Source organism: Bradyrhizobium sp. WSM4874 (assembly GCF_055811835.1).
This window is the reverse complement of sequence record NZ_JBVVPR010000004.1, coordinates 259,964-281,215: the sequence shown is the minus strand read 5'-3', so window position 1 is coordinate 281,215 and position 21,252 is coordinate 259,964. Positions and strand designations below refer to the sequence as shown.

19 protein-coding genes are annotated in these 21,252 nt (G+C 63.8%); 7 read left to right on the top strand and 12 right to left on the bottom strand.

Going from position 1 to position 21,252, the window contains the following annotated elements; translation table 11 throughout:
* Nucleotides 1-202, top strand: a 202-nt coding sequence (locus AC0L3P_RS06685; RefSeq protein ID WP_473301360.1) for a hypothetical protein, incomplete at its 5' end; no start/stop codon positions are given.
* Nucleotides 203-320: 118 nt separating this feature from the next.
* On the opposite strand, the gene rnd is transcribed toward AC0L3P_RS06685, so the two are convergent.
* From rnd to AC0L3P_RS06655, 6 genes are all read right to left on the bottom strand, one after another.
* Nucleotides 321-1,472 (bottom strand): ribonuclease D, encoded by a 1,152-nt coding sequence (rnd, locus tag AC0L3P_RS06680; RefSeq protein WP_007591909.1) that lies wholly within the window; start codon nucleotides 1,470-1,472, stop codon nucleotides 321-323.
* 411 nt (nucleotides 1,473-1,883) lie between these two features.
* Nucleotides 1,884-3,215, bottom strand: coding sequence for an ABC transporter substrate-binding protein (locus tag AC0L3P_RS06675; RefSeq protein ID WP_473301359.1), 1,332 nt, complete (start codon nucleotides 3,213-3,215; stop codon nucleotides 1,884-1,886).
* 11 nt (nucleotides 3,216-3,226) lie between these two features.
* Entirely contained in the window at nucleotides 3,227-4,096 is an 870-nt protein-coding gene (locus AC0L3P_RS06670; RefSeq protein ID WP_473301357.1) for a carbohydrate ABC transporter permease, read from the bottom strand.
* Nucleotides 4,093-5,040, bottom strand: a complete 948-nt coding sequence (locus AC0L3P_RS06665) for a carbohydrate ABC transporter permease (RefSeq protein WP_473301356.1) — start codon at nucleotides 5,038-5,040, stop codon at nucleotides 4,093-4,095. The genes AC0L3P_RS06670 and AC0L3P_RS06665 overlap by 4 nt, the downstream gene beginning before the upstream one ends.
* 1 nt (nucleotide 5,041) lies before the next feature.
* A complete protein-coding gene (locus AC0L3P_RS06660) occupies nucleotides 5,042-5,893 on the bottom strand; it encodes a phosphodiesterase (protein WP_473301355.1) in 852 nt (283 codons plus the stop codon).
* A gap of 169 nt (nucleotides 5,894-6,062) precedes the next feature.
* Nucleotides 6,063-7,538 carry a protein adenylyltransferase SelO gene (locus tag AC0L3P_RS06655; RefSeq protein WP_473301354.1) on the bottom strand — a complete coding sequence of 492 codons (1,476 nt, stop codon included), beginning with the start codon at nucleotides 7,536-7,538 and terminating at the stop codon, nucleotides 6,063-6,065.
* Nucleotides 7,539-7,732: 194 nt separating this feature from the next.
* Here AC0L3P_RS06655 and aspS point away from each other — a divergent pair, with 194 nt between their 5' ends.
* Complete coding sequence (gene aspS, locus AC0L3P_RS06650; RefSeq protein ID WP_275167165.1) at nucleotides 7,733-9,505, top strand: aspartate--tRNA ligase; 1,773 nt, start codon at nucleotides 7,733-7,735, stop codon at nucleotides 9,503-9,505.
* A gap of 225 nt (nucleotides 9,506-9,730) precedes the next feature.
* Here aspS and AC0L3P_RS06645 read toward each other — a convergent pair whose 3' ends face one another.
* The gene (locus AC0L3P_RS06645; protein ID WP_473301352.1) at nucleotides 9,731-11,620 is read right to left on the bottom strand and encodes a hypothetical protein; all 1,890 of its coding nucleotides are present in this window, start codon (nucleotides 11,618-11,620) and stop codon (nucleotides 9,731-9,733) included.
* Nucleotides 11,621-11,865: 245 nt separating this feature from the next.
* On the opposite strand from AC0L3P_RS06645, the gene AC0L3P_RS06640 reads away from it, so the two are divergent.
* Both AC0L3P_RS06640 and AC0L3P_RS06635 read left to right on the top strand, forming a co-directional pair.
* Nucleotides 11,866-14,175, top strand: a complete 2,310-nt coding sequence (locus AC0L3P_RS06640) for an NADP-dependent malic enzyme (RefSeq protein WP_007609425.1) — start codon at nucleotides 11,866-11,868, stop codon at nucleotides 14,173-14,175.
* 346 nt (nucleotides 14,176-14,521) lie between these two features.
* On the top strand, nucleotides 14,522-14,974 hold the full coding sequence (locus AC0L3P_RS06635; protein ID WP_473301351.1) for a DoxX family protein: 453 nt from the start codon (nucleotides 14,522-14,524) through the stop codon (nucleotides 14,972-14,974).
* An 11-nt stretch (nucleotides 14,975-14,985) separates the two neighbouring features.
* Here the strand turns inward: AC0L3P_RS06635 and AC0L3P_RS06630 are convergent, their stop codons facing one another.
* The 4 genes from AC0L3P_RS06630 to AC0L3P_RS06615 form a co-directional block, all read right to left on the bottom strand.
* Entirely contained in the window at nucleotides 14,986-15,537 is a 552-nt protein-coding gene (locus AC0L3P_RS06630) for a dihydrofolate reductase (protein ID WP_473301350.1), read from the bottom strand.
* An 8-nt stretch (nucleotides 15,538-15,545) separates the two neighbouring features.
* Nucleotides 15,546-16,574 carry a polysaccharide deacetylase family protein gene (locus AC0L3P_RS06625; protein WP_473301349.1) on the bottom strand — a complete coding sequence of 343 codons (1,029 nt, stop codon included), beginning with the start codon at nucleotides 16,572-16,574 and terminating at the stop codon, nucleotides 15,546-15,548.
* Between the two features lie 167 nt (nucleotides 16,575-16,741).
* Complete coding sequence (locus tag AC0L3P_RS06620; protein WP_473301348.1) at nucleotides 16,742-17,311, bottom strand: glutathione peroxidase; 570 nt, start codon at nucleotides 17,309-17,311, stop codon at nucleotides 16,742-16,744.
* Between the two features lie 81 nt (nucleotides 17,312-17,392).
* Nucleotides 17,393-19,006 (bottom strand): L,D-transpeptidase, encoded by a 1,614-nt coding sequence (locus tag AC0L3P_RS06615; protein ID WP_473301370.1) that lies wholly within the window; start codon nucleotides 19,004-19,006, stop codon nucleotides 17,393-17,395.
* Between the two features lie 208 nt (nucleotides 19,007-19,214).
* Between AC0L3P_RS06615 and AC0L3P_RS06610 the strand changes: the two genes are divergently transcribed.
* The 3 genes from AC0L3P_RS06610 to AC0L3P_RS06600 all read left to right on the top strand — a co-directional run bounded on the left by AC0L3P_RS06610 (nucleotide 19,215) and on the right by AC0L3P_RS06600 (nucleotide 20,956).
* Nucleotides 19,215-19,760 (top strand): CreA family protein, encoded by a 546-nt coding sequence (locus AC0L3P_RS06610; protein WP_473301347.1) that lies wholly within the window; start codon nucleotides 19,215-19,217, stop codon nucleotides 19,758-19,760.
* 633 nt (nucleotides 19,761-20,393) lie between these two features.
* Nucleotides 20,394-20,558 (top strand): hypothetical protein, encoded by a 165-nt coding sequence (locus AC0L3P_RS06605; RefSeq protein ID WP_354203882.1) that lies wholly within the window; start codon nucleotides 20,394-20,396, stop codon nucleotides 20,556-20,558.
* 35 nt (nucleotides 20,559-20,593) lie between these two features.
* Entirely contained in the window at nucleotides 20,594-20,956 is a 363-nt protein-coding gene (locus tag AC0L3P_RS06600; protein ID WP_354203880.1) for a hypothetical protein, read from the top strand.
* A 3-nt stretch (nucleotides 20,957-20,959) separates the two neighbouring features.
* Here AC0L3P_RS06600 and AC0L3P_RS06595 read toward each other — a convergent pair whose 3' ends face one another.
* Complete coding sequence (locus tag AC0L3P_RS06595) at nucleotides 20,960-21,208, bottom strand: DUF6719 family protein (protein WP_027517580.1); 249 nt, start codon at nucleotides 21,206-21,208, stop codon at nucleotides 20,960-20,962.
* Nucleotides 21,209-21,252: the final 44 nt, after the last annotated feature.

Sequence of the window (21,252 nt, the reverse complement as noted above, 5' to 3'; positions counted from 1 at the left end):
GTTGATGATCTGGTCCAGCCGCGCCCGGAACAGATCGTTCGATCCCGTCGTCCTGTGCTTCTTCGGTCGCATCGGCCCCTCCGATGCACCACAGAATCATGGTCCGCAGCGAAAGGGAATCCACAAACGAAAATTGCAAGGTTTGGGGGCCTCAAGCCCCCAATCCCTGCAATCTCAAATGCCGCCGCAACCGGAAAACTGACTCCTGCTCAATCGCTTAGAGCCTTGTTCACGGACGACTCGGTACAGCCACCGCCCGCCACGATAGATTCTGCGGTATGGGTCCCGGCCTTCGCCGGGACGACAAGGAGGCATCGGGCCTATTCCGCCCGCTGAACCCCGATCACGCGGCCTTTCTCGACCGCCAGCGCCAGCTCGCCGCGCTTCAGTTTCAGTGCGGCCTCGCCGAACAGCTCGCGGCGCCAGCCGCGTAGCGCCGGCACGTCGGCCTCGTCGTCGGCCGCGATCTCCTCGAGATCGTCGACGGTCGCAATCACCTTGCTGGCGACCGCATGGCGCTCCGCGGTCATGCGCAGCAGCACCTTCAACAGCTCGACGATCGCGGCGCCATTGTTGTTGTTGCGCGGCTTTTCCAGCTTCGGCAGCGTGGCGTGATCGCGCGCCAGACCGCGCTCGACGGCGGCGACGATGTCGGCGCCCCATTTGGATTTCTCAAAACCCTTCGGCACGGAGCGCAGGTTTGCGAGCTTCTCGATCGTGTTCGGCGCGTGGGTCGCGATGTCGCTGACGGCTTCGTCGCGCAGCACGCGGCCGCGCGGCACGTCGCGGCTCTGCGCCTCCTGCTCGCGCCAGGCGGCGACCTCCATCAGGACCGCGAGGTCCTTGGGCTTGCGCACCCGCGTCTTGAGCCGTTCCCAGGCGCGCTCGGGGTGGAAGTCGTAGGTCTTGGGCGAGGTCAGGACCTCCATCTCGATCGAGACCCATTCGCTGCGGCGGCGCTTTTTGAGGTCGGCATCGAGCGCGGCGAACACGTCGCGCAGATGCGTGACGTCGGACACCGCATAATGCATCTGTTCCTTGGTCAGCGGCCGGCGCGACCAGTCGGTGAAGCGGTGGGTCTTGTCCGGACGGTGTCCGGTGACCTTCTCGACCAGCGCGTCGTAGGCGATGCTGTCGCCGTAGCCGAGCACCATGGCCGCGACTTGGGTATCGAACACCGGGTGCGGGATGATGCCCGCCTGGTGCCAGATGATCTCAATGTCCTGCCGGGCGGCGTGGAACACCTTCAGCACGGCCTCATTGGCCATCAGCTCGAAGAACGGCTTGAGGTCGATGCCCGCGGCCAGGGTGTCGATGACGATCGCTTCCTCGGCGCTGGCCATCTGCACCACGCACAGCAGCGGGTAATAGGTGGTCTCGCGCAGGAACTCGGTATCGACGGTAATGACGGGGTGCTTGGCCAGCCGGCTGCAGGCAGCCGCAAGGTCAGCGGTGGTGGTAATTAAATCCATGAACGGCCCATGACAAGTCCATCAGCCGTTCTGCCGAAAGCGCTGTGATGTCAAGGGGCTCGAAGCGAATTCGAGCCTTGCATTTGGGCCGGAATCGCATTTTCCGACGAAAATCCTATTCGTAGCGGACCCGCCGGGAGGGTTTGCGCGCACAAGGCAGCGCCACCACGACCACGCACATGGCGACCAGCGCCAGCCCCAGGAACTCGAAAACCAACAGATCCACGGCAAAACCCCTCAGAAACATCGCTAAACTTGTCTGGGGCGAATTGAGGGTTTGTTAATTCTCGTGGTTACCGGCGCCCGGGGTGGGCCGGATGGTGGACGCTGGGTTAACGGGGGCGGCCGACCAACGAATTCGGCGCCCCGCATGACGGAGCGCCGAGGCTTGTCTTGCCGATGTCGCCGGCCTTACGGCAGCTTCAGCGATGTCTCCGCATTGTACGGCTTCAGCGTCTCGTCCGCGGCCTTCTGGGCGGCGACGAGGGCCTCCTTCGGCTGCTTCTTTCCGTTGAGGACCAGCATGACCTCGTCCTCCAGCGTCTTGCGCACCGGCACGGTCTTGTAGGTCGCAAACCACGGCTTTGCGACGTCGAGCTGCTCGACGGCGGTCTTGGCGTCCGGGTTCTTGTTCAGGAATTCGACCATCTCAGGCGTCTTGTAGGCGGCCATGTTCGGGGCGAAATAGCCGGTGGCGCGGCTCCACCAGCCGCTCTTCTCGGGCGAGGTCATCCACTTGATCAACGTCCAGGCGGCCTTCTGCTTGTCGGCTCCCTGGCCCGCGGGGACGATCAGCGAGGCGCCGCCGATCGGCACGGCGTTGCGGACGTTGCGCGGGATGAAGGCGACCTTGTAGGCGAACTTGGCGTTGTCGCGCACATAGGTGAGCGAGCCCGTCGAGAGCATCATCATCGCGGCGTTGCCGGAGATGAAGGAGGTGCTGACGGCAGGGCCGGGCGTTGCGCCGGGAGGATGAACCTTGTGCTTGGTGACGAGGTCGTTCCACCAGGTCAGCGCGCCCAGCATCGAGGGCGTGTCGTAATAGACCTCGCCGCCGAACTCCTCGTTGTAGTAGCGCCCGCCATTGGTCATGGTGAGCGTTTCCATCATCCAGCCGCAATAGTCGTAGGCGCAGGGGATCGCGATGCCCCATTGGGTCACCTTGTCCCCCTCGCGCTTGGTGAGCTTTTTGGCCCAGTCGGTCAATTCGGCCCAGGTCTGCGGCGGCTTGCTCGGATCGAGGCCCGCTTCCTTCGCCTTGTCGGCGTTGATGTAGAGCAGCGGCGTCGAATTATGGAATGGCACGCCGTAGACCGAGCGGTTGATCACCGCGTTGCCCTGCAGCGCCGGAAAGAACTGGCCCAGAAACTGCTCCTTGGTGGTGCCGTCGGCGGCGATCAAGGGATCGAGATTTGTGAGCTCGTTCTCGATCTGCATATCGAGCAGGAAGTTCGCCGACATGATCACGGCAGCCGGCGGCTTGCCGGCCTTGATCGAGGCGCGCGTCTTGATCAGCGTGTCGTCATAAGAGCCGGTGTAGACCGCGGTCGCCTTGATCGCGGGATGGGTCTCGTTGAACTCCTTGATCAGGGTGCCCATGTCGCGGGCGAGCGTGCCGTCGACGGGAACGGGGAAGAACAGGTCGATCTCGGTCGGGCCTTCGGCCAGTGCCGGGAAGGTGAGGGCGCTTGCCAAAGTGCCTGCGATAGCAAAGCCAAGCATGAGCCTGCGGGAAAACAGCATCGAGAAATCTCCTATTTGATACCTGAGGTGACGAAAGAGCTGATGAAGCGTTTCTGGAAGATCAGGAAGGTGATCAGCAGCGGTGCGATCACCATCAGCGTGCCGGCGGCGATGGTGCCCCAGGCCTGCGTGCCTTCCGCGGTCGCGGTGAATACCGAGAGCCCGACCGTGAGCGGCCGCTTGTCCGGCGAGTTGATCACCATCAGCGGCCACAGGAAGTCGTTCCAATGGCTGGTCACGGAGATGATGGCGAAGGCCGAGAAGCTCGGCATCGACAGCGGCACGTAGATGTGGCGGATGCGCTGGAGAAGGCTGGCGCCGTCGATCAGGGCGGCGTCTTCCAGCTCGGTCGGTATAGCCTCGAACGCTTGCCGCATCAGGAAGGTGCCGAAGGCCGAAGCGAAGAACGGCATCATCACGCCGGTGAGCGTGTCGTAGAGGCCGAGCTGCGCCACCAGGCTCAAATTGGGCACGATCAGCAGCACAGGCACCAGCATCAGCTGCATCAGGAACAGATAGAAGATCAGCGTCTTGCCGGCGAAGTCGAGCCGGGCAAAGGCAAAGCCCGCCAGCGTGATCGTGAAGACCTGCACCAGGAGGATGCCGGTGCAGATGATGATAGTGTTGAGGGTGTAGCGCGGGAAATCGCCGATCTCCCAGGCATCCCTGACGTTGTCGAGCGTCGGCTTCAGGCTCGGCATCAGCTCGGCCATCAGATTGATGCCGTCGGATGCCGGACGCAACGTCGCCACGCCCATCCACAGGAACGGGATCAGCCAGACCACCGCGAGCAGCACGGTCAGCGCGAAGCCGAGCTTGGGCGTGATTTCGCGGCGCGTGGCGAGCGGGACGTCCCTGAACAGACGGTCGACCAGCTTCATGACCCCTCGCGGTTTGCCATGGTCCGGAAAGAGAGCGCGGTGAGACCCATCAGCGCCGCAAGCGTCAGCAGTGTCGCTGCCGAGGCCTTGCCGATGTCGTAATGTTCGACCGCCTGCTGGTAGATGTAGAACAGCACGAGATTGGTCGCGTTGGACGGGCCGCCCTTAGTCATGACGAAGACGTGGTCGACCTGCGTGACCGCGTTGAGCGTGGCGATGACCGTGACGAACAGGAAGGTGGGCTTGAGCTCGGGGAGGATGATGTGGCGCAGCCGCTGGTACGGACCGGCGCCGTCGAGATGGGCGGCTTCCATGACATCTTCCGGCACCGCCTGCAGGCCGGCCAGGAAGAACAGCATGTAGTAGCCGGCGTTCTTCCAGATCGTGATGACCATGATCGCATAAAGCGCGATGTCGGAATCGCCGAGCCAGTTCGGCAGCACCGGAAGCAGGCTGCCGATGTAATAGTCGAGCAGTCCGACATTGGGCAGGAAGATGAACAGGAACAGCGCAGAGGCCGCGACCATCGGAATCAGCACCGGTAGAAACAGCGCGGCGCGCAGCACGCTGGTCACGGCGTTGGTGCGCGACAGCGCCAGCGCGAACAGCAATGCAAGTCCGATGCTCGGGACCGCGGTGCCGACGGCATAGACGAGATTGTTGACAACCGCGCCGGTGAAGGCGGGGTCCGCAAGCACCGCTGCGATGTTGTCGAGACCAACGAAACGGACCGGCGCCCTGGGCGTGGCGCGCTGATAGAGCGCGTCGACGAGGACGCGGCCGATCGCACCATAGGTGAACAGCGCGAGGAAGACGAGCGAGGGCAGCAGTAGCAGATAGGCGGGCAGCGAGGTTTTGAATCGGTGAGACAACCGATTCAGGATATGCAGGCGCGGCGGCGCCGAGGCCGCGACCGGGAGAGCCGCGGGTTCTGCGAAGCTCATCTCATCGCGCCGGGAAATTGAGCGCATAGTCGCGGCCGTCCACTCCCGCCGGTGGCTCGAAGGGAAAGCGCAGACTGGTGTCGAGGAAGTCGTGGCTGTGGACGACCAGGTTCTCGCCTTCGATCAACACCACGCCGTAGGCCGGCGGCTCATGGCTGGCGAGATGCTCGGCCGCGGCAGCGTCGAGCTCGAACCAGACCTGGTGGTTGGTGCCGCGAAGCGTCGAGAATGGGATCTTGCCGTAGCTGCCGAAGATAGGCCGGTGCACGTGGCCGAAGAAGAGGTGGCGGATGCGCGAACGATAGGGCGCGATCACCTCGGCGAACTCGGCGCTCTGTGCCAGCGAGATTTCGTCCATCGCGTGGACGCCGACCGGGAACGGCGGATGATGCATGAAGATCACGAACGGCATGTCCGCCGGCGCGGCTGCCAGCGTGCTTGCGAGCCACCCCAGGCGCTTGGCGCACATCTCACCGGCGTGGCTGGTCTCGTCCAGCGTGTCGAGAAACACGAACAGACCGTGCTCGGTGGTGCGCGTGCCCTGCACGAAACCGTTGGGATCGCGCGGGGCGGACTTCAGCCTATCGAGGCAGGTGATGCGGCGGTCGTGATTGCCGACCATGGCAATGTGGGGGATTTCCAGCGCCGCCATTGCGTCGGCGAAATTGGCGTAGGATTCAGCCTCGCCCCAATGGGTGAGGTCGCCGGTCACCACCGCGAAGGCGGCGTCGACGTGATGCTTGTTGATGTCGGCAATCGCAGCGTCAAGCCGGGCGCGCGGGTCGAGGCCATACAGCTTCAGCCCGGGGTTCGTGAGATGCGTGTCTGTAATGTGGATGAATTTGAAGGGCATGGCGCTTGTCAGGACTGTTGGAGGACAGGCGCCTCCGGCAAGACGACCCTGACAGGCCGTTAGAGTGCGAGTGTTTCAGTTTGATGACAGCGGTTCCGGTGGCGCGAGGCGTCCACAAGCTCGGCTCGGTACGCCTTCGGCTAATCCACGCTACCCACCGAGTTTGTCGCTACGTCCCGCAAAACGTCTGCAGCACTCGCTGGTCTGGCAGCGGGGGATCGGCGTAGGCGGCGTAGTCCGGCTGGTCCTCGAACGGCATTGCCAGCACCTTCACCAATTCCTCGAACAGCGTGTAGTCGTCGTTGTTGACGGCGGCCTGGATCACGGCCTCGACGCGGTGGTTGCGCGGGATGAACATCGGGTTGACGGCGTGCATGGCGGCTTGCCGTTCGGCTGGGCTCTGCGGCTCCAGGGCTGTGCGCTCGTGCCAGCGCCTGGCCCACTCATCGAACGCCCCGGGGTCCATGAACTGGGCGCGTGCATCGTCCGCAGCCGGATCGCCAGCGGCATCACCAAGCTTGCGGAAGGTGAGGGTGAAGTCGGCCTGGTTCTTCGCCATGGCGTCGAGCAGGTCCTGGATCAGCGCATCGTCGCCGTCGCGCTCCGTGAACAGGCCGACCTTCTTGCGCAGGCCCGTCTGATAGGCGTTGCTGAACGTCTCGGAGAAGGCACCGAGAATGTCCTGGGCCTCGGCGACCGCCTTTTCCTGATCGTTGGAGAACAGCGGCAGCAGGCATTCGGCCAGCCGCGTCAGATTCCACAGCGCGATGCGCGGCTGGTTGGCATAGGCATAGCGGCCCATCTCGTCGATCGAGGAAAACACCTGCGAAGGGTTGTAAGCGTCCATGAAGGCGCAGGGGCCGTAATCGATGGTCTCGCCGGATATCGATGAGTTGTCGGTGTTCATCACGCCGTGGATGAAGCCGACCAGCAGCCAGCGTGCGACCAGATCGGCCTGGCGTGCGACGACGCCGGACAGCAGCGCGTGATAGGGCCGCTTGGCGCCTGATAGCTCCGGATAATGACGGGCGATGACATGGTCGGCGAGCCGGCGAATGGCGTCGGTGTCGCGGCGGACGGCGAAGAACTGGAAGGTGCCGACGCGGATGTGGCTCGAGGCGACGCGGGTCAGCACCGCGCCGGGCAGCGCGGTTTCGCGGATGACGTGCTCGCCGGTGACGACGGCAGCGAGTGAGCGCGTGGTCGGGATGCCCAGTGCGAACATCGCTTCGCTCACGATATATTCGCGCAGCACCGGCCCGAGCGCGGCACGGCCATCGCCGCGGCGGGAGAACGGGGTGGGTCCCGAGCCCTTGAGTTGGATGTCGCGGCGGATGCCATCCTTGTCGATGACTTCGCCGAGCAGCACCGCCCGTCCGTCGCCGAGCTGAGGCACGAACTGTCCGAACTGGTGGCCGGCATAGGCCATGGCGATTGGATCGGCACCGGCGGGAACCGTCTTGCCCGCCAGGATTTCGGCGCCCTCAGGGGTCTCCAGCACATCTGGATCGAGCCCGAGCTGGACCGCCAGCGGCCGGTTCAGCTTGATCAGCCGGGGCGCCGCCACCGGCGTCGGTGCGACCCGGGCGAAAAAGCTGTCGGGCAGCGCCGAATAGGAGTTCTGGAACGGGAAATGGACTGTCATGGCCTCAAGATAGGCGTGGAACGCCTGATGGCAAAGGCTTGAGCCCAGATTGGGCAAAAATGGGCACTTCCAGCCGAAAGCGGGCCGTTCCATTGGTTGCCGCACCCGGCCTCGTCGGGTAAACCCTGCCGCAACTTTGGGCCTGCCGTCTCGGCGGTTCGATTCGATCCTCCGACATTGAATTTGGGACGACCATGCATCGCTACCGGTCACATACATGCGGCGCGCTCCGCGAGAGCAACATCGGCGAGACGGTCCGCCTGTCAGGCTGGGTCCATCGCGTTCGCGACCACGGCGGCGTGCTGTTCATCGACCTGCGCGACCATTACGGCCTGACCCAGTGCGTGGTCGACCCGGACTCGCCGGCGTTTGCGCAGGCCGAGAAGCTGCGCTCGGAATTCGTGGTCAAGATGGACGGCAAGGTCCGCCGCCGTCCCGAAGGCACCGACAATGACGATTTGCCCACCGGCAAGATCGAGATCTATGTCAGCGAGATCGAGGTGTTGGGCCCGGCCGGCGACCTGCCGCTGCCGGTGTTCGGGGACCAGGAATACCCTGAAGACATCCGCCTGAAGTACCGCTTCCTCGACCTGCGTCGCGAGAAGCTGCACCAGAACATCATGACGCGGGTCGAAATCATCAAGTCGATGCGCAGGCGCATGGAGGGGCAGGGCTTCTTCGAGTTCAATACCCCAATCCTGACCGCGTCCTCGCCGGAGGGCGCGCGCGACTTCCTGGTGCCATCGCGCATTCATCCCGGGAAGTTCTATGCACTGCCGCAGGCGCCGCAGCAGTACAAGCAGCTCCTGATGATGTCGGGCTTCGATCGCTACTTCCAGATCGCGCCCTGCTTCCGCGACGAGGATCCGCGCGCGGATCGTCTGCCGGGCGAGTTCTACCAGCTCGACGTCGAGATGAGCTTTGTCACGCAGGACGACGTCTTCGCCGCGATGGAGCCTGTCATCACCGGCGTGTTCGAGGAGTTCGCCAAGGGCAAGCCGGTGACCAAGGGCTGGCGCCGCATTCCGTTCGCCGAGGCGCTGCGCAAATACGGCTCCGACAAGCCGGACTTGCGCAACCCGATCGAGATGCAGGACGTCTCCGAACACTTCCGCGGCTCCGGCTTCAAGGTGTTCGCGCGGATGTTGGAGGACCCCAAGAACCAGGTGTGGGCGATCCCGGCGCCGGGCGGCGGTTCTCGCGCCTTCTGCGACCGCATGAATTCTTGGGCGCAGGGCGAGGGACAGCCGGGCCTCGGCTACATCATGTGGCGCGAGGGCGGCGAGGGGGCCGGTCCGCTCGCCAACAACATCGGTGCTGAGCGCACCGCCGCGATCCGCGCGCAGATCGGCGTGAAGGAAGGCGATGCCGCGTTCTTCGTCGCCGGCGATCCCGACAAGTTCTGGAAGTTTTCAGGATTGGCCCGCAACAAGGTCGGCGAGGAGTTGAACCTCACCGACAAGGAGCGGTTCGAGCTCGCCTGGATCGTCGACTTCCCGATGTACGAGTACAACGAGGAAGACAAGAAGGTCGACTTCTCGCACAACCCGTTCTCGATGCCGCAGGGCGGCCTCGAGGCGCTGAAGGGTCAGGACCCGCTGACCATCAAGGCGTTCCAGTACGACATCACCTGCAACGGCTACGAGATCGCCTCCGGCGGAATCCGCAACCACGTGCCGGAAGCGATGGTGAAGGCGTTCGAGATCGCCGGCTATGGCGAGCAGGAAGTCGTCGATCGCTTCGGCGGCATGTACCGCGCCTTCCAGTACGGCGCCCCGCCGCATGGCGGCATGGCCGCCGGCGTCGACCGCATCGTCATGCTCTTGTGCGGCACCAACAATCTGCGCGAGATCTCGCTGTTCCCGATGAACCAGCAGGCTATGGACCTCTTGATGGGCGCACCGTCGGAGCCCAGCCCCAAGCAGCTCCGCGAGCTGCATGTGAAGGTGAATCTGCCGCAGAAGTGACGCTGTCTCCACAGCGTCATTGCGAGCGTAGCGAAGCAATCCAGAGTCTTTCCGCGGAGGAATCCTGGATTGCTTCGCTACGCTCGCAATGACGGGGAGGGATTTTCGCCGGTCCAACTGCCATCCCCGCGCGCAGCGTCGTTCCCTATAGCCCCGTCGACGCCTCGATCCTGAACTGCGCAAGCGCGCTCTGTGGGTCGGTTTGCAAGAGCTGCATCAATTGCATCAGCGGTGCCTTGGCGCGCGGGGACAGCTTGATGGAAAGCGTCTGGCCGGTGTCTCGACGAAGCGGGCGATCGCGTCCACGGCCGCGTTTGCATCCGGATTGGCGGAAGCAACTTGCTCGCGTTTAGCCTTGATGCTCTCGACGAGCGCCTGGCGTGCGGTATCGCGGCTGACATTCTGCATGCGCGCGAACTGTGCCGCGACGAGATCGACGACGCCGCCGTCGCGCAATGAAAATTCGAGCGTGCCCGCCTCGATCTGGGCCGCCTGGCCCATGAGCTGGGCGGGATCGGCCGAAAACACCTCGCGTGGTACGTTGCCGAGGCCGATACGCAGTTGCGCTCTTGCGATCCCTCCGATGTCGAGGGTCGCGGGCGTCAGGGCGAAGCTGTTGGACTGTTCGGTCCAGGCGGCGCCGAGATCGAGGTCGATGGCGAGCTTGTCGACGCCGGCGGCTAGCAATGGAAGCTGATTCGGATCGGAAGGATCGGTGGGCGTGACAAGTTTGGCAACCACATGCGCCTTGCTCGGGATCGAGCCGACCAGCTGCCCCCAGTCCAGGCTCAGCGTGTCGATCGTGACCAGCTTCTTGGTGGTCTTGAACGGCGCCGTCACGCCCTTGATCTCCGCGCCTGCGAGCACGCCGAACAGCCCGAGCATCTGATCCGGCGAGGGCGCCCGCCCGGGAGTGGTGAGGCTTGCCGCCCAACGCATCAAATTCGCGATGCTGAGCGATTTGAGTGCGAAGCGCTCCATCTTGATTTGACCTTGCGGCGTCGGCGCATCGAGGCCCTCGAGCGCGAACTCGCCCTCTTGGTATCTGATGGCCCTCAGCCGGGGCGTTCCTTGCGGGGTCGTCATCGACATGGTGCCGATCTCGATCTTGCCGACGCGAAGGCCTTCATAGAACCCGGCGAGCTTTTCCATCATCTCGCGCGATTGCGCCGGCGTCGGCGGGACCGAGCTGTCCGCCGGCAGCAGCGCCAGGATCTCGGCGGGCCGGAATTTCGACGGTTGCACCGCGATGTCGGTGATGGCGATCCCATCGACCTGCATCCGGATGCCGAGCGTCGACGTCACGACATAAGTGCCGCTGGACATCTGTCCGTAGACACGATGATAGCTGTCGTCGTTGGCCTTCTGGGGATCGAGCGCGGCGGCCATCGCGGTGGAATCGAAATCATTGATGATGATGTCGGACACCTCGCCGGTCAGCTTGTCCGCCTTGCCCGGCTGCGGCACGTTGATCGTGAAACTGGCGCGCTCCGCCTTGATCGTGGCGATCTTGCCCTGGCCGAGCTTTTGGATCGCAAGACCCGAATAGGCGACCTCGCCACTGCCTGCGGCGCTTTTGCCCGCATCGAAGGCGACTGCGAGGGTCGGCACTATGATGGAAGAAGCCGTCACGTTTGCGTATTGATCGAGCACGAAACGGTACATGTCGATCAGGGAGCCTGACGTCGGCGCGTTCTGAGCATGAATGGGACCGACGTAATCCCGCATGGTCAACTGCGGCACCTTGTAGAAGACTTTCAGCTTCGCGGGGCCGATTTCGTCCAGCGCGACCTCGAAGCCCGAGATATCGATGCTGTCGGCCGCGAAGCGTGTCTCTTCGACCTGGCGGAGGCCCACGCCCTTGATCGCGGCGATCTTGACATGAGCCTGTGGCTGGTTGGCAGGCTCAACCGCGATATCCTCGATCGTCAACGTCCGGCTCGTCAGATCGAACGCCACCTTGCCGTGGCTCGCCTTGCCGCCACTGGCCCGGATCTGCTCGAACGCCGCCTCGATCTCGGCAGTGACGCGATGTTTTGCGTAGAAGCTGAAGCCGAACCATCCGCTCGCGGCGACCACGGTCACGACGATCAGGCCGATCAGGATTCGCTTCATTCCCAGCTCCAGTTGCCCGCGTTGCACGAGGCAACCTGCCATATTCGCAAAGCAACGCGCGGTCCAGGGAAAGCTAGCGCTATCAGATATTTGTCCGCGCGCCCTGTTGATGGGGCCGCAATCGGATGTTGCCACCGGGGCGCCCGGCGTGCTTCATCCCGTTTCCATGATCCGGAAATACCACCCGAAGGCGGACCGGTCAGGACAACGTAGTTTGAGGCCGGTAACGCGAGGCAAGACACCGCATGTCGTCCTATTCTGATGATCTCCACCAGGCGGCGCTGGCCTATCATCGGCTGCCGCGCCCCGGAAAGCTCGAGATCCAGGCAAGCAAGCCGCTTGCCAACCAGCGCGACCTCGCGCTGGCCTATTCGCCGGGCGTCGCCGCCGCCTGCATGGAGATCGCCAAGAACCCCGCGGAAGCGGCGACGCTGACAATCCGCTCCAATCTGGTCGCCGTGGTTTCGAACGGCACCGCCGTGCTCGGCCTCGGCAATATCGGCCCGCTGGCCTCGAAGCCGGTGATGGAGGGCAAGGCGGTCCTCTTCAAGAAATTCGCCGGCATCGACGTGTTCGACATCGAGATCGCGGCCGACACTATCGAACGTGTGGTCGAGACGGTGGCCGCGCTCGAGCCGACCTTCGGCGGCATCAATCTCGAGGACATCCGCGGACCGGAATGCTTCGAGATCGAGGCGCAGCTCAAGGAGCGCATGAAGATCCCGGTCTTTCATGACGACCAGCATGGCACCGCGATCATCGTCGCCGCCGCGATCACCAACGGGCTGCGCCTGAACGGCAAGAACCTGTCGGACGTCAAAATCGTGGCATCGGGGGCAGGGGCCGCAGCACTCGCGACACTGAACCTGCTGGTGTCGATGGGCGCGCAGCGCAAGAACATCTGGGTCTGCGACATCGACGGCCTCGTGCACGAAGGCCGCAACACCACCATGGATCGTTGGAAGGCGGTCTATGCGCAGAAGACCGACAAGCGTACGCTCGCCGACGTGATCGGCGGCGCCGACATCTTCATCGGCCTCTCTGCACCGGGCGTTCTCAAGCCCGAGATGGCCAAGGCGATGGGCGACAAGCCGCTCATCATGGCGCTCGCGAATCCGACGCCGGAGATCATGCCGGAGGAGGCGCGCAAGGTGCGTCCCGACGCCATGATCTGTACCGGCCGCTCCGATTTTCCGAACCAGGTCAACAATGTCCTGTGCTTTCCCTTCATCTTCCGCGGCGCGCTCGACGTCGGCGCCAGCGCCATCAACGAAGAGATGAAGCACGCGGCCGTGGAGGCCATCGCGCAGCTCGCGCGCGAGGCGCCGTCCGATGCGGTCGCGCAAGGCTTCGATACCGGCGAGACGCAAGGGTTTGGCCCGGGCTCGCTGATTCCAAGTCCCTTTGATCCGAGGTTGATCCTGCGCATCGCGCCGGCGGTGGCGAAGGCCGCGATGGAGTCGGGCGTCGCGACCCGGCCCATCACCAATTTCGACGAGTACACCGCACTGCTCGAGCGCTTCGCCTTCCGCTCCGGCCTCGTCATGAAGCCGATGTTCGCCAAGGCCAAGACCCAGCCGGTGCGCGTGATCTACGCCGAAGGCGAGGATGAGCGCGTGCTGCGCGCGACCCAGGTGGTGCTGGAAGAGAAGCTGGCGACGCCCATCCTGGTCGGACGTCCCTCGGTGGTCGAGGCGCGCATCAAGCGCTTTGGCCTGTCGATCAAGGCCGGCAAGGACTTCGACCTCGTCAATCCCGAGGACGATCCGCGCTACCGCTCCTACGTGCAGTCCTATGTCGAGGTCGCCGGCCGCCGCGGCGTGACGCCGGATGCGGCGCGCACGGTGGTGCGCACCAACAACACCGTCATCGCGGCGCTCGCAGTGGTGCGCGGAGAGGCGGATGCCATGCTCTGCGGCGTCGAGGGCCGCTACATGAGCCATCTGCGCCATGTCCGCGAGATCGTCGGGTTCACGCCGGGGATCAGCGACTATGCGGCTCTGGCGCTGCTGATCACGAGCAAGGGCGCCTTCTTCATCGCCGATACCCAGGTGCGGCCCAATCCGAGCGCCGAAGAGCTCGCCGAGATCGCCTCGCTCGCAGCGGTCCACGTCCAACGCTTCAACATCAAGCCGAAGATCGCCTTCGTCTCGCATTCGGATTTCGGCAGCTACGATACCGAATCCTCGCGCAAGATGCGCCGGGCAACCCAGCTCCTGAAGGAGAAGCATCCGGAGCTCGAGGCCGACGGCGAGATGCAGGGCGACACCGCGCTCTCGGCCGCTGCGCGCAAAATGGTGCTGCCGCACTCCAACCTTGAGGGCGAGGCCAACATCATGATCATGCCAAGCCTCGACACTGCCAACGTCGCCTATCAGATGATCAAGTCGCTGGCGGACGCGCTGCCGGTCGGTCCGATCCTGATCGGCCCGGCGCGCCCGGCCCACATCCTGACGCCGTCGGTGACGGCGCGAGGCATCCTCAACATGACCGCGGTGGCTGTGGTGGAAGCGCAGGAGCGCGCGTCGCGGCAACAGCCGACGTTGTTTACCTAAGGCGGGGCGGCACGTTGGGCGTCTTTCGGAGCCGCGATCGTTCCGCAGGCTCCTCGTGCCGGGGCAGAAGCGCGTCTTCGCGCTAGATGTCCCGGGCATCCACGTTCTTGGTGCGGCGAGGTAAGTCGTGGATGGCCGGGTCAAGCCCGGCCACGACGCCGAGGGCGGTGCGGTCGCTGCTTTTTTCGATTCCGCTAGGGAGCGCCAAGCGAATAGCGCGCCACCAACTTTGAATTGCTCGCAGTTTTCCATTTCCCCGTTTGTAAACCGGCGAATGACTCTCCATAATCCCTTAGTGCTTTCGCCAAAAATCCGGTTTCAAAAAGCCTGAGCAAAGAGGCCGATCATGCCAGCGTTCGTGACTTTTGGGCGGATCCTGTTCGCCGTGCTGTTCATCTACACGGGTGCGGCAAGACTGTTTGCCATGCAGGCGACGGTTGATTTCATCGCCGCCAAGGTTGTCGTGCCGGACATGATCGCGCCTTACACCAAGCAGGTCGAGACGGCGACGGCCATGACCACGCCGCAACTGCTGGCGATCGTGGTCGGCGTGCTCGAGATCGTCGCGGGGGTGATGATCGCTCTGAATTTCGGCGCGCGCTTCTTCGCGATGCTGATGATCGTCTATCTCGCGGTCGCGACCTTCCTGTTCTACGACTTCTGGAACCAGGTTCCGCCCGACAACGGCAAGATGCTGGTCGACGCCCTCAAGAACCTGTCGATCATCGGCGCGCTGTTCATGATCATGGGCTACGGCCGCGTCACGCGTCCGGCGGAGGCAGCCTACGGGGACGTGTGAAGGTTAAACCACTACGTCCTGCGCCACGGCGTGACGGTCACGTCATGCGCCGCATCGAGCAGATACGGCGCTCCCGGCTTCATCCCGTGTGAGGCCAGCACTTCCCGAGGTGTACGCGACGGTACTTCGACAAAACAGCCTTCGCCGCCGGGCAGCCGCAGATGCGGGGCTTCCGACAGCCAGAACGTGTCGTAGCGGTCCATGAACATGTCGAACACGACGGGCCCGCCGATGATTGCGACGGTGCCGAAAGCGACATCGGCGAACGCGCAGGCGTCTTCGAAGCTGGCGTGATCCGGATTCCACAAGGTCGCGTTCGGCATCTCGGGATCGACGGTCAGGGCCTTGATCTTGCGGGTCAGGATCAGGCGCTTGCGCTTTGCTGAATTCGGCTGCTGCTCGTGCGAGTGACGGCCGTGCACGATCAGCGCGGCGCGATCGAGCGCCTGCTCGAAGAACAGCTTGTCGCCTTCGAATTTCAGGCTGTCGGGCATGACATGGGCCGCGTCGGCGAGCATGCCGTCCGCGGAGACGATGACGTAGCCTTCGATCCGAAAGGACAATGGCGCGGCTATTCGGAGACCGTCGTCACGACGCTGTTGACCGGCCGGGTGCTCACCGTCGGCAGCTTGACGTCCTTGAGCAGCTCCTGATCGTATTCCGGCAGCGTCGAGGCCGGGAACTTGGCGCGCATCGCGACCACCTTGTAACCGCCGGCCTTCAGGCGCTTGAGCAATTCGGGCAGCGCTTCCGCAGTGTGCTTCTGGAAGTCGTGCATCAGGATGATGCCCTTGCCCTTGCTGTCGAGCTTCTTCATGACGGTCTCGACCACCTTCTCCGGCTTCGAGGCCTTGAAGTCGAAGGAGTCGATGTCGCAGGAGAAGATCGCCGTGTTGCGGTTGCCGAGATAGGTGACCATCTCCGGCGGATGCTGGAGCGCCGGGAAGCGGAAGAACGGCGAGGGCGAAATGCCGCCGAGCGCCCACTTCACGGCAGACAGGCCCTTCTCGATCTCTTCCTTGCGCTGCGCTTCCGTGAGCTTCTTGTTGTTGAGGTTGGCGTGCGACCAGGTGTGGGTGCCGACGGTATGGCCGGCCGCGTAAACCTGTTTGAGAATCTCCGGCTCGTAGGTCGCGTGCTTGCCGATAGAGAAGAAGATGCCGGTGGTGCACTCGTCGGCGAGCGCCTTCAGCACCGCGGGCGTGTTTTTAGGCCAGGGGCCGTCATCGAAGGTCAGCACCACCTCGTGGTCGCGCAGGAAATCGAGCTCCTTGAAATGCTCGAAGCCGAAGCCGGGACCACCGGTGGTGTCGATCTCGACAGTGCGGGCGACGCCGAGCGCGCCCGGCGTGTTGCAGGCTGCGCGGGCGGGTTGCGGAGCTTGTTTGGGCGGGGGAGGATTGACGAAACCCGCCGGCGCGGCGGCCGCTACTGCAGGAGCGGGTGCCGGAGCCGCAGCGGGCGCAGCCGCAGCCGGCGTTGCCACCGGAGGGGCTTGCGTCGCGGCAGCGGGCTTTGCAGGCGGGGTCTGCGACCATGCCGCGCCCGTCATCGCAAGAGACATCGCACTTGCCAAAATCAGTCCTGCCGCCACACGCATGGTGTTGTCCTCGAGATTGATCCCGTTGTTCCGCCGCGGCTTTTCGCCTCCGGCAAAACCATCCTGCCCCTAACGATCCTAGCCTAGATGGTGGGCCCTCGCCATTGCAACGGCTGTTTGGCGCCCCAACACAATTGTGCCCAACCGGGTTGGGGAGACGTGTGGCGTCAAGTGTCGGCCAGAGCCTTGGCGATTGCCGTTTTGATCCGCGTGTCGGCCGGCTCCACGGTGGATGTAAAGACGTCGGCAATATAGCCGTCCCGGCCGATCAGATATTTGTGGAAGTTCCAGCGCGGAACTTCCCGCGGGCGTGCCTCTGCCGCCCATCTGTAAAACGGATGCGCCTTTGCACCGACGACGACGGCCTTGGCCGCAATAGGGAAGGTAACGCCGTATTGGTGGTGGGCGGTCTCCGAGATCTCGCTGGTGCCGCCGGGCTCCTGTCCGCCGAAATCGTTGGAGGGCACGCCAATGACGGTGAGGCCGCGCTCGCGAAACTCGCCCCAAATTTCTTGCAGACCGGCATATTGCGGCGTGTAACCGCAAAGCGAAGCGGTGTTGACCACCAGCAGCGGCTTGCCGGTGAAGGCCGCAAGCCGGATGTCGTAGCCTGACAATGCCGGGAAAGAGAAGGCGTAGGCGGAGATTCGGCTCATGCCGCCATCCGCCAGTGCACGCGTCGCCGGCGCCAGCGTGCTTGCAAAGGCGGCGATGAGCATGGTCCTGCGGTTCATCATGACGGCGTCCCCCGAAATGATCCGGGCGGATGTTACCCCTCCGGTGCGAGCGGCGTCGTCAACACCGCGTTATCTGCCGCGCTAGTACAGGCGGACGATGAAATCGGTGCCTTCGCCGGTCTCGCCCTGGTTGATCCCTTGGTCGGAGACGATGATCGAGCCGCCTGACGTCAGCATTTCGTTGATCTTCGCGATCGTGTCGGCGGGGATCGAGACGCGGTCGAGGGCTTCGGCCGGGCTGTCCGGCGTGACCACAGGCTTGGCAGCGACGGGAATCACGGCCGCGCCACGCTGGCGGCCTGTCAGGCGGCCGTCATCTTGGCGCGCGGCAGAGCGAACGGACACTGGCAAGGACACCACCGACCAATGCAGCGCATTGGAATCGGTCTTGTCGACTTCGGCGGTGAAGACATGCGTGCCGAGCGGCCGATCGCTCGCGGCGATCGTTACAGGCACCTCGAACAGCGGCGCAAAGTTCTGCCGCACGTAGAGCTTGGAATCCTTGCGGCTGATGAAGACCGCGATCTGGCCCGCCCGCTTGGGCGCGTCAGGTTTTGCCACGGGCGCCGGATCGGCAACGCGGGTTTCGTCCTTCTTGACGTCGGGCGTTGCCGCCTGCGCTGGCGCCACGGCCGGCGCATCGGGCGTCTTCGCGGGTTCGGGCCTTGCCGTTTCGGACTTTGTGGTTTCGGACTTCGGCGTCTCCGCGGCCTGGACAGGCTTCGCTTCAGTGCTCGCGGGCTGCGCGGCGTCTCCGGCCTGAGGCTTGGCCGCGTCCGGCGCCTCAGCGGTCTTGGTCTCGGGCTTTGCCGTTGTCTCGGTCTGGTCGGCGGACGTCGCCGGCTCCTCGCGGGCCGGGGCATATCCGGTGGTCACGTCCGACATCACGGTGTGACCGACCGACGAGCGCAGCTCGAGCACGCCGTCCGCGCTAGCGGTCTTCGTTTCAACCGGCTTTGCTTCGGCGGCTCCGGTATTGGCCGCGACCTTATCGGCCTTGTCGCCGGCATTGGTCTGCGGCTCGAGGCTGGCCGCGGGTTGCGGCGGCACGCGCACCGATGCAAGTAGCGGATGTGAGAAATTCTGCGGCGACATCTGACCGGGCGAAACGATCACGCGCGCGCCCATCTTGGTCCAGTTCCACATCTTCACAGCGAACGCCATCGGCATGCGGATGCAGCCGTGCGAGGCCGGATAGCCCGGCAGCACACCGGCATGCATGGCAACGCCCGACCACGTGATCCGCTGCATGTACGGCATCGGCGCGCCGCTATAGATGTTGGAGTGGTGGAATTTGTGCTTCTGGATGACGCTGAACACACCCATCGGCGTCGAATGGCCCTTCATGCCCGTCGACACGGGGGATTCCGCGAACACGCCCTTGGTGTCGTAGACCGTGACCTTCTGCCGGTCGATCGAGACGACGATGACGAGGGGACCTTGCGGTTTCGTGCCGGCTTCTTTTTCGGCAACGAGGTCTTTCTTGCCGGCCCCACCGCGCTTCTGGGGCTTCTGGCGCGGGACTTCGGGATGGCGCTCCTGGCGCCCGTACGATCCGTCGGAATAATCCGTCCAGTAATAAAATGCTGCGTCCGCCTGGCTCGCCGTACCGATCGCACCCGCCGCCGTCAAAATAGCGACCTGCCAAAATCGCGCCGGCTTGGCAGAAAAACCAGACCCGTTCACGCTGTTCATCATCGAATCCACAATCCAAATCGGATGTTAGTCTCTCAGAGGGGATACGCGTTCACCAGCACGGCGGTTCTGCGATCAGCTACTTTTGTCCAAAGCGTAGCAAAAAAGCCTCACGGAGCGGTAAACGGCGGCCGTGTCGGCTTGCCGGTCGTCTTCCCGATCGGTCGCCCGATGCCTACATTGCTGGGACTTGTTACCGGAGAACTTCATGTCATCTCGTTTCCCCAGTCTTTCCAGCATCCGCTTGAAAGTGCTCGCTTTCCTCTTGGCGTTGGCCGTGCCGGCAGCGTCCGCCTTCGCCGCGGACGAGCCAGATCTGATCTTCCGCCGTTCGACCGTGTTCAAATGGATGAGCCCGAACGACAAGCTTGCGACCTACGGCCTCGACGATCCCGAAGTCGAGGGCGTGGCCTGTCATTTCACGGTGCCGGAGAAGGGCGGCTTCAAGGGCTGGCTGGGCCTTGCGGAGGAGGTCTCGGACATTTCGCTCGCCTGCCGTCAGGTCGGTCCGATCAAGTTCAAGAACAAGATGGAGCAGGGTGACGACATGTTCCGCCAACGCCGCTCGCTGTTCTTCAAGAAGATGCAGATCGTGCGCGGCTGTGACGCCAAGCGCAACGTGCTGGTCTACATGGTCTATTCGGACAGGCTGATCGAGGGGTCGCCGAAGAACTCGACCTCGACCGTGCCGATCATGCCGTGGGGACCGGCGGACGCCAACGTCCAGAAGTGCGGAGAGTTTTTCACTCAGTGACGCGCTTGCGTTCACTCGGTGACGTCAGCCCGGCTGCCACGCGGTTTTGCAAGATGGGAGCCGGTCAGCCGCACGAATGACTGCGGCGTTGCCTCAAAGCCCCGGCTCGATTGCAGCGCCATTTCGCCAGGCGAATTGGCGCTGCTGCGAACAGGTTGTTGCTCCCGGCGGTCCGTTCGTTGGTCCGCATCGCGCGTCGTTGCGCGATTCTGCGCCGTCATGATGGCCGTTCCTCACATGAACGCACTCGGCGATGCCCCGGGCGTCTCGGTAGCTTGGGTCGCAGTCGAAGCGCCCCCGGTTCGACAGGACCCAGCCGTCGTTCGGCTTCTCTTCAACAGAAAAACGTAAAACGCATGTGAAGGGTGTGAGGCGGGATGATGACGGCGCCGGCGTTCCGGCGCGCATCCGAACTCGCCCGGAACCTGCCAGGCCATATTGGGTGGCCGCATGACCCATCTGAAAAGATTGAGATTTTCCGTCGAATATGTCGTCGCCGCGAGCGGGACGAAACAATTCTCACGGAGATGAAACCATTTTCCGGCTTTGGCGCATCACGCGCGAAACCGCCCATGGTTATCAACCTCACAACGACGACGGCGCACGCCGGCCACCGAATTCAGAGAGAACTCCATGCGCACGCTCAGCCTCATCCTTGCTTTCGCTTTCGTGCTCGCCGGCTCCTCGTTCGCAGGCTCGCCGGATGGCAATGTCCCGGGCATCGGTACTTTCCAGTACAGCGGCTCGCCGATCACGACCCCGGCGCCGCAGCCAATCGTGGTTGCCGCGCGCTTCTGATCGTCAACAAGAAAAATCAGCCGATAAAGGCCGTCATGCTTGTTCGTTTCTGCGCTGCGGCGTTCATATCCCTTCTGACGATCAGTGCCGCTCAGGCGCAGGTGCGCTCTCCCTCCAGATTACCCGATCCACGTACTGAGTTCGTGAGGCAATGCGCGCCGCGCATGCTCGGACGATGGGAGCATCCGGAAGAGGTCTGCGGCTGCCTGCACGATCATGCTGCCGCCGTCGTCGAGGATCGCGATCTCCGCGAGGCCCTGCTGCGGGGCATCAGCGAGACCGGGGTGCCGACGATCGAGACCGACTGGGTGCCGGCCGCAAAGCAGACCGAAATCGGCCCGACCTTCACCAAGATAGCCAAGCCGACCCTGCAATGCATGTTCGATCCGGCGAAGTAGCGCTCATCGCTTTGATTTCGGACCAAACCGCGACACGCAGGTGCTCGTCCGTGCGACGCCCTTGTCGGTCATCTTGGCGCCGCGGACTTCCTTGACCTGTCCGGCGGGACAAGTTCCGTCGTCCACTTGCACGCGCTGGCCGAGCTTGAGATCGACGATGTCCTGCTCGCGTCCGACCGTGCCTGCGCGCGCCGTCGCGGCGAGTGCGATGAAGATCAGGAGCGAGAGGCAAGTCGCACGGCGTAACAGCATGTTGTGAGCTCCCGGCATCGATGCCGCAATGTAGGGAGCGGCAG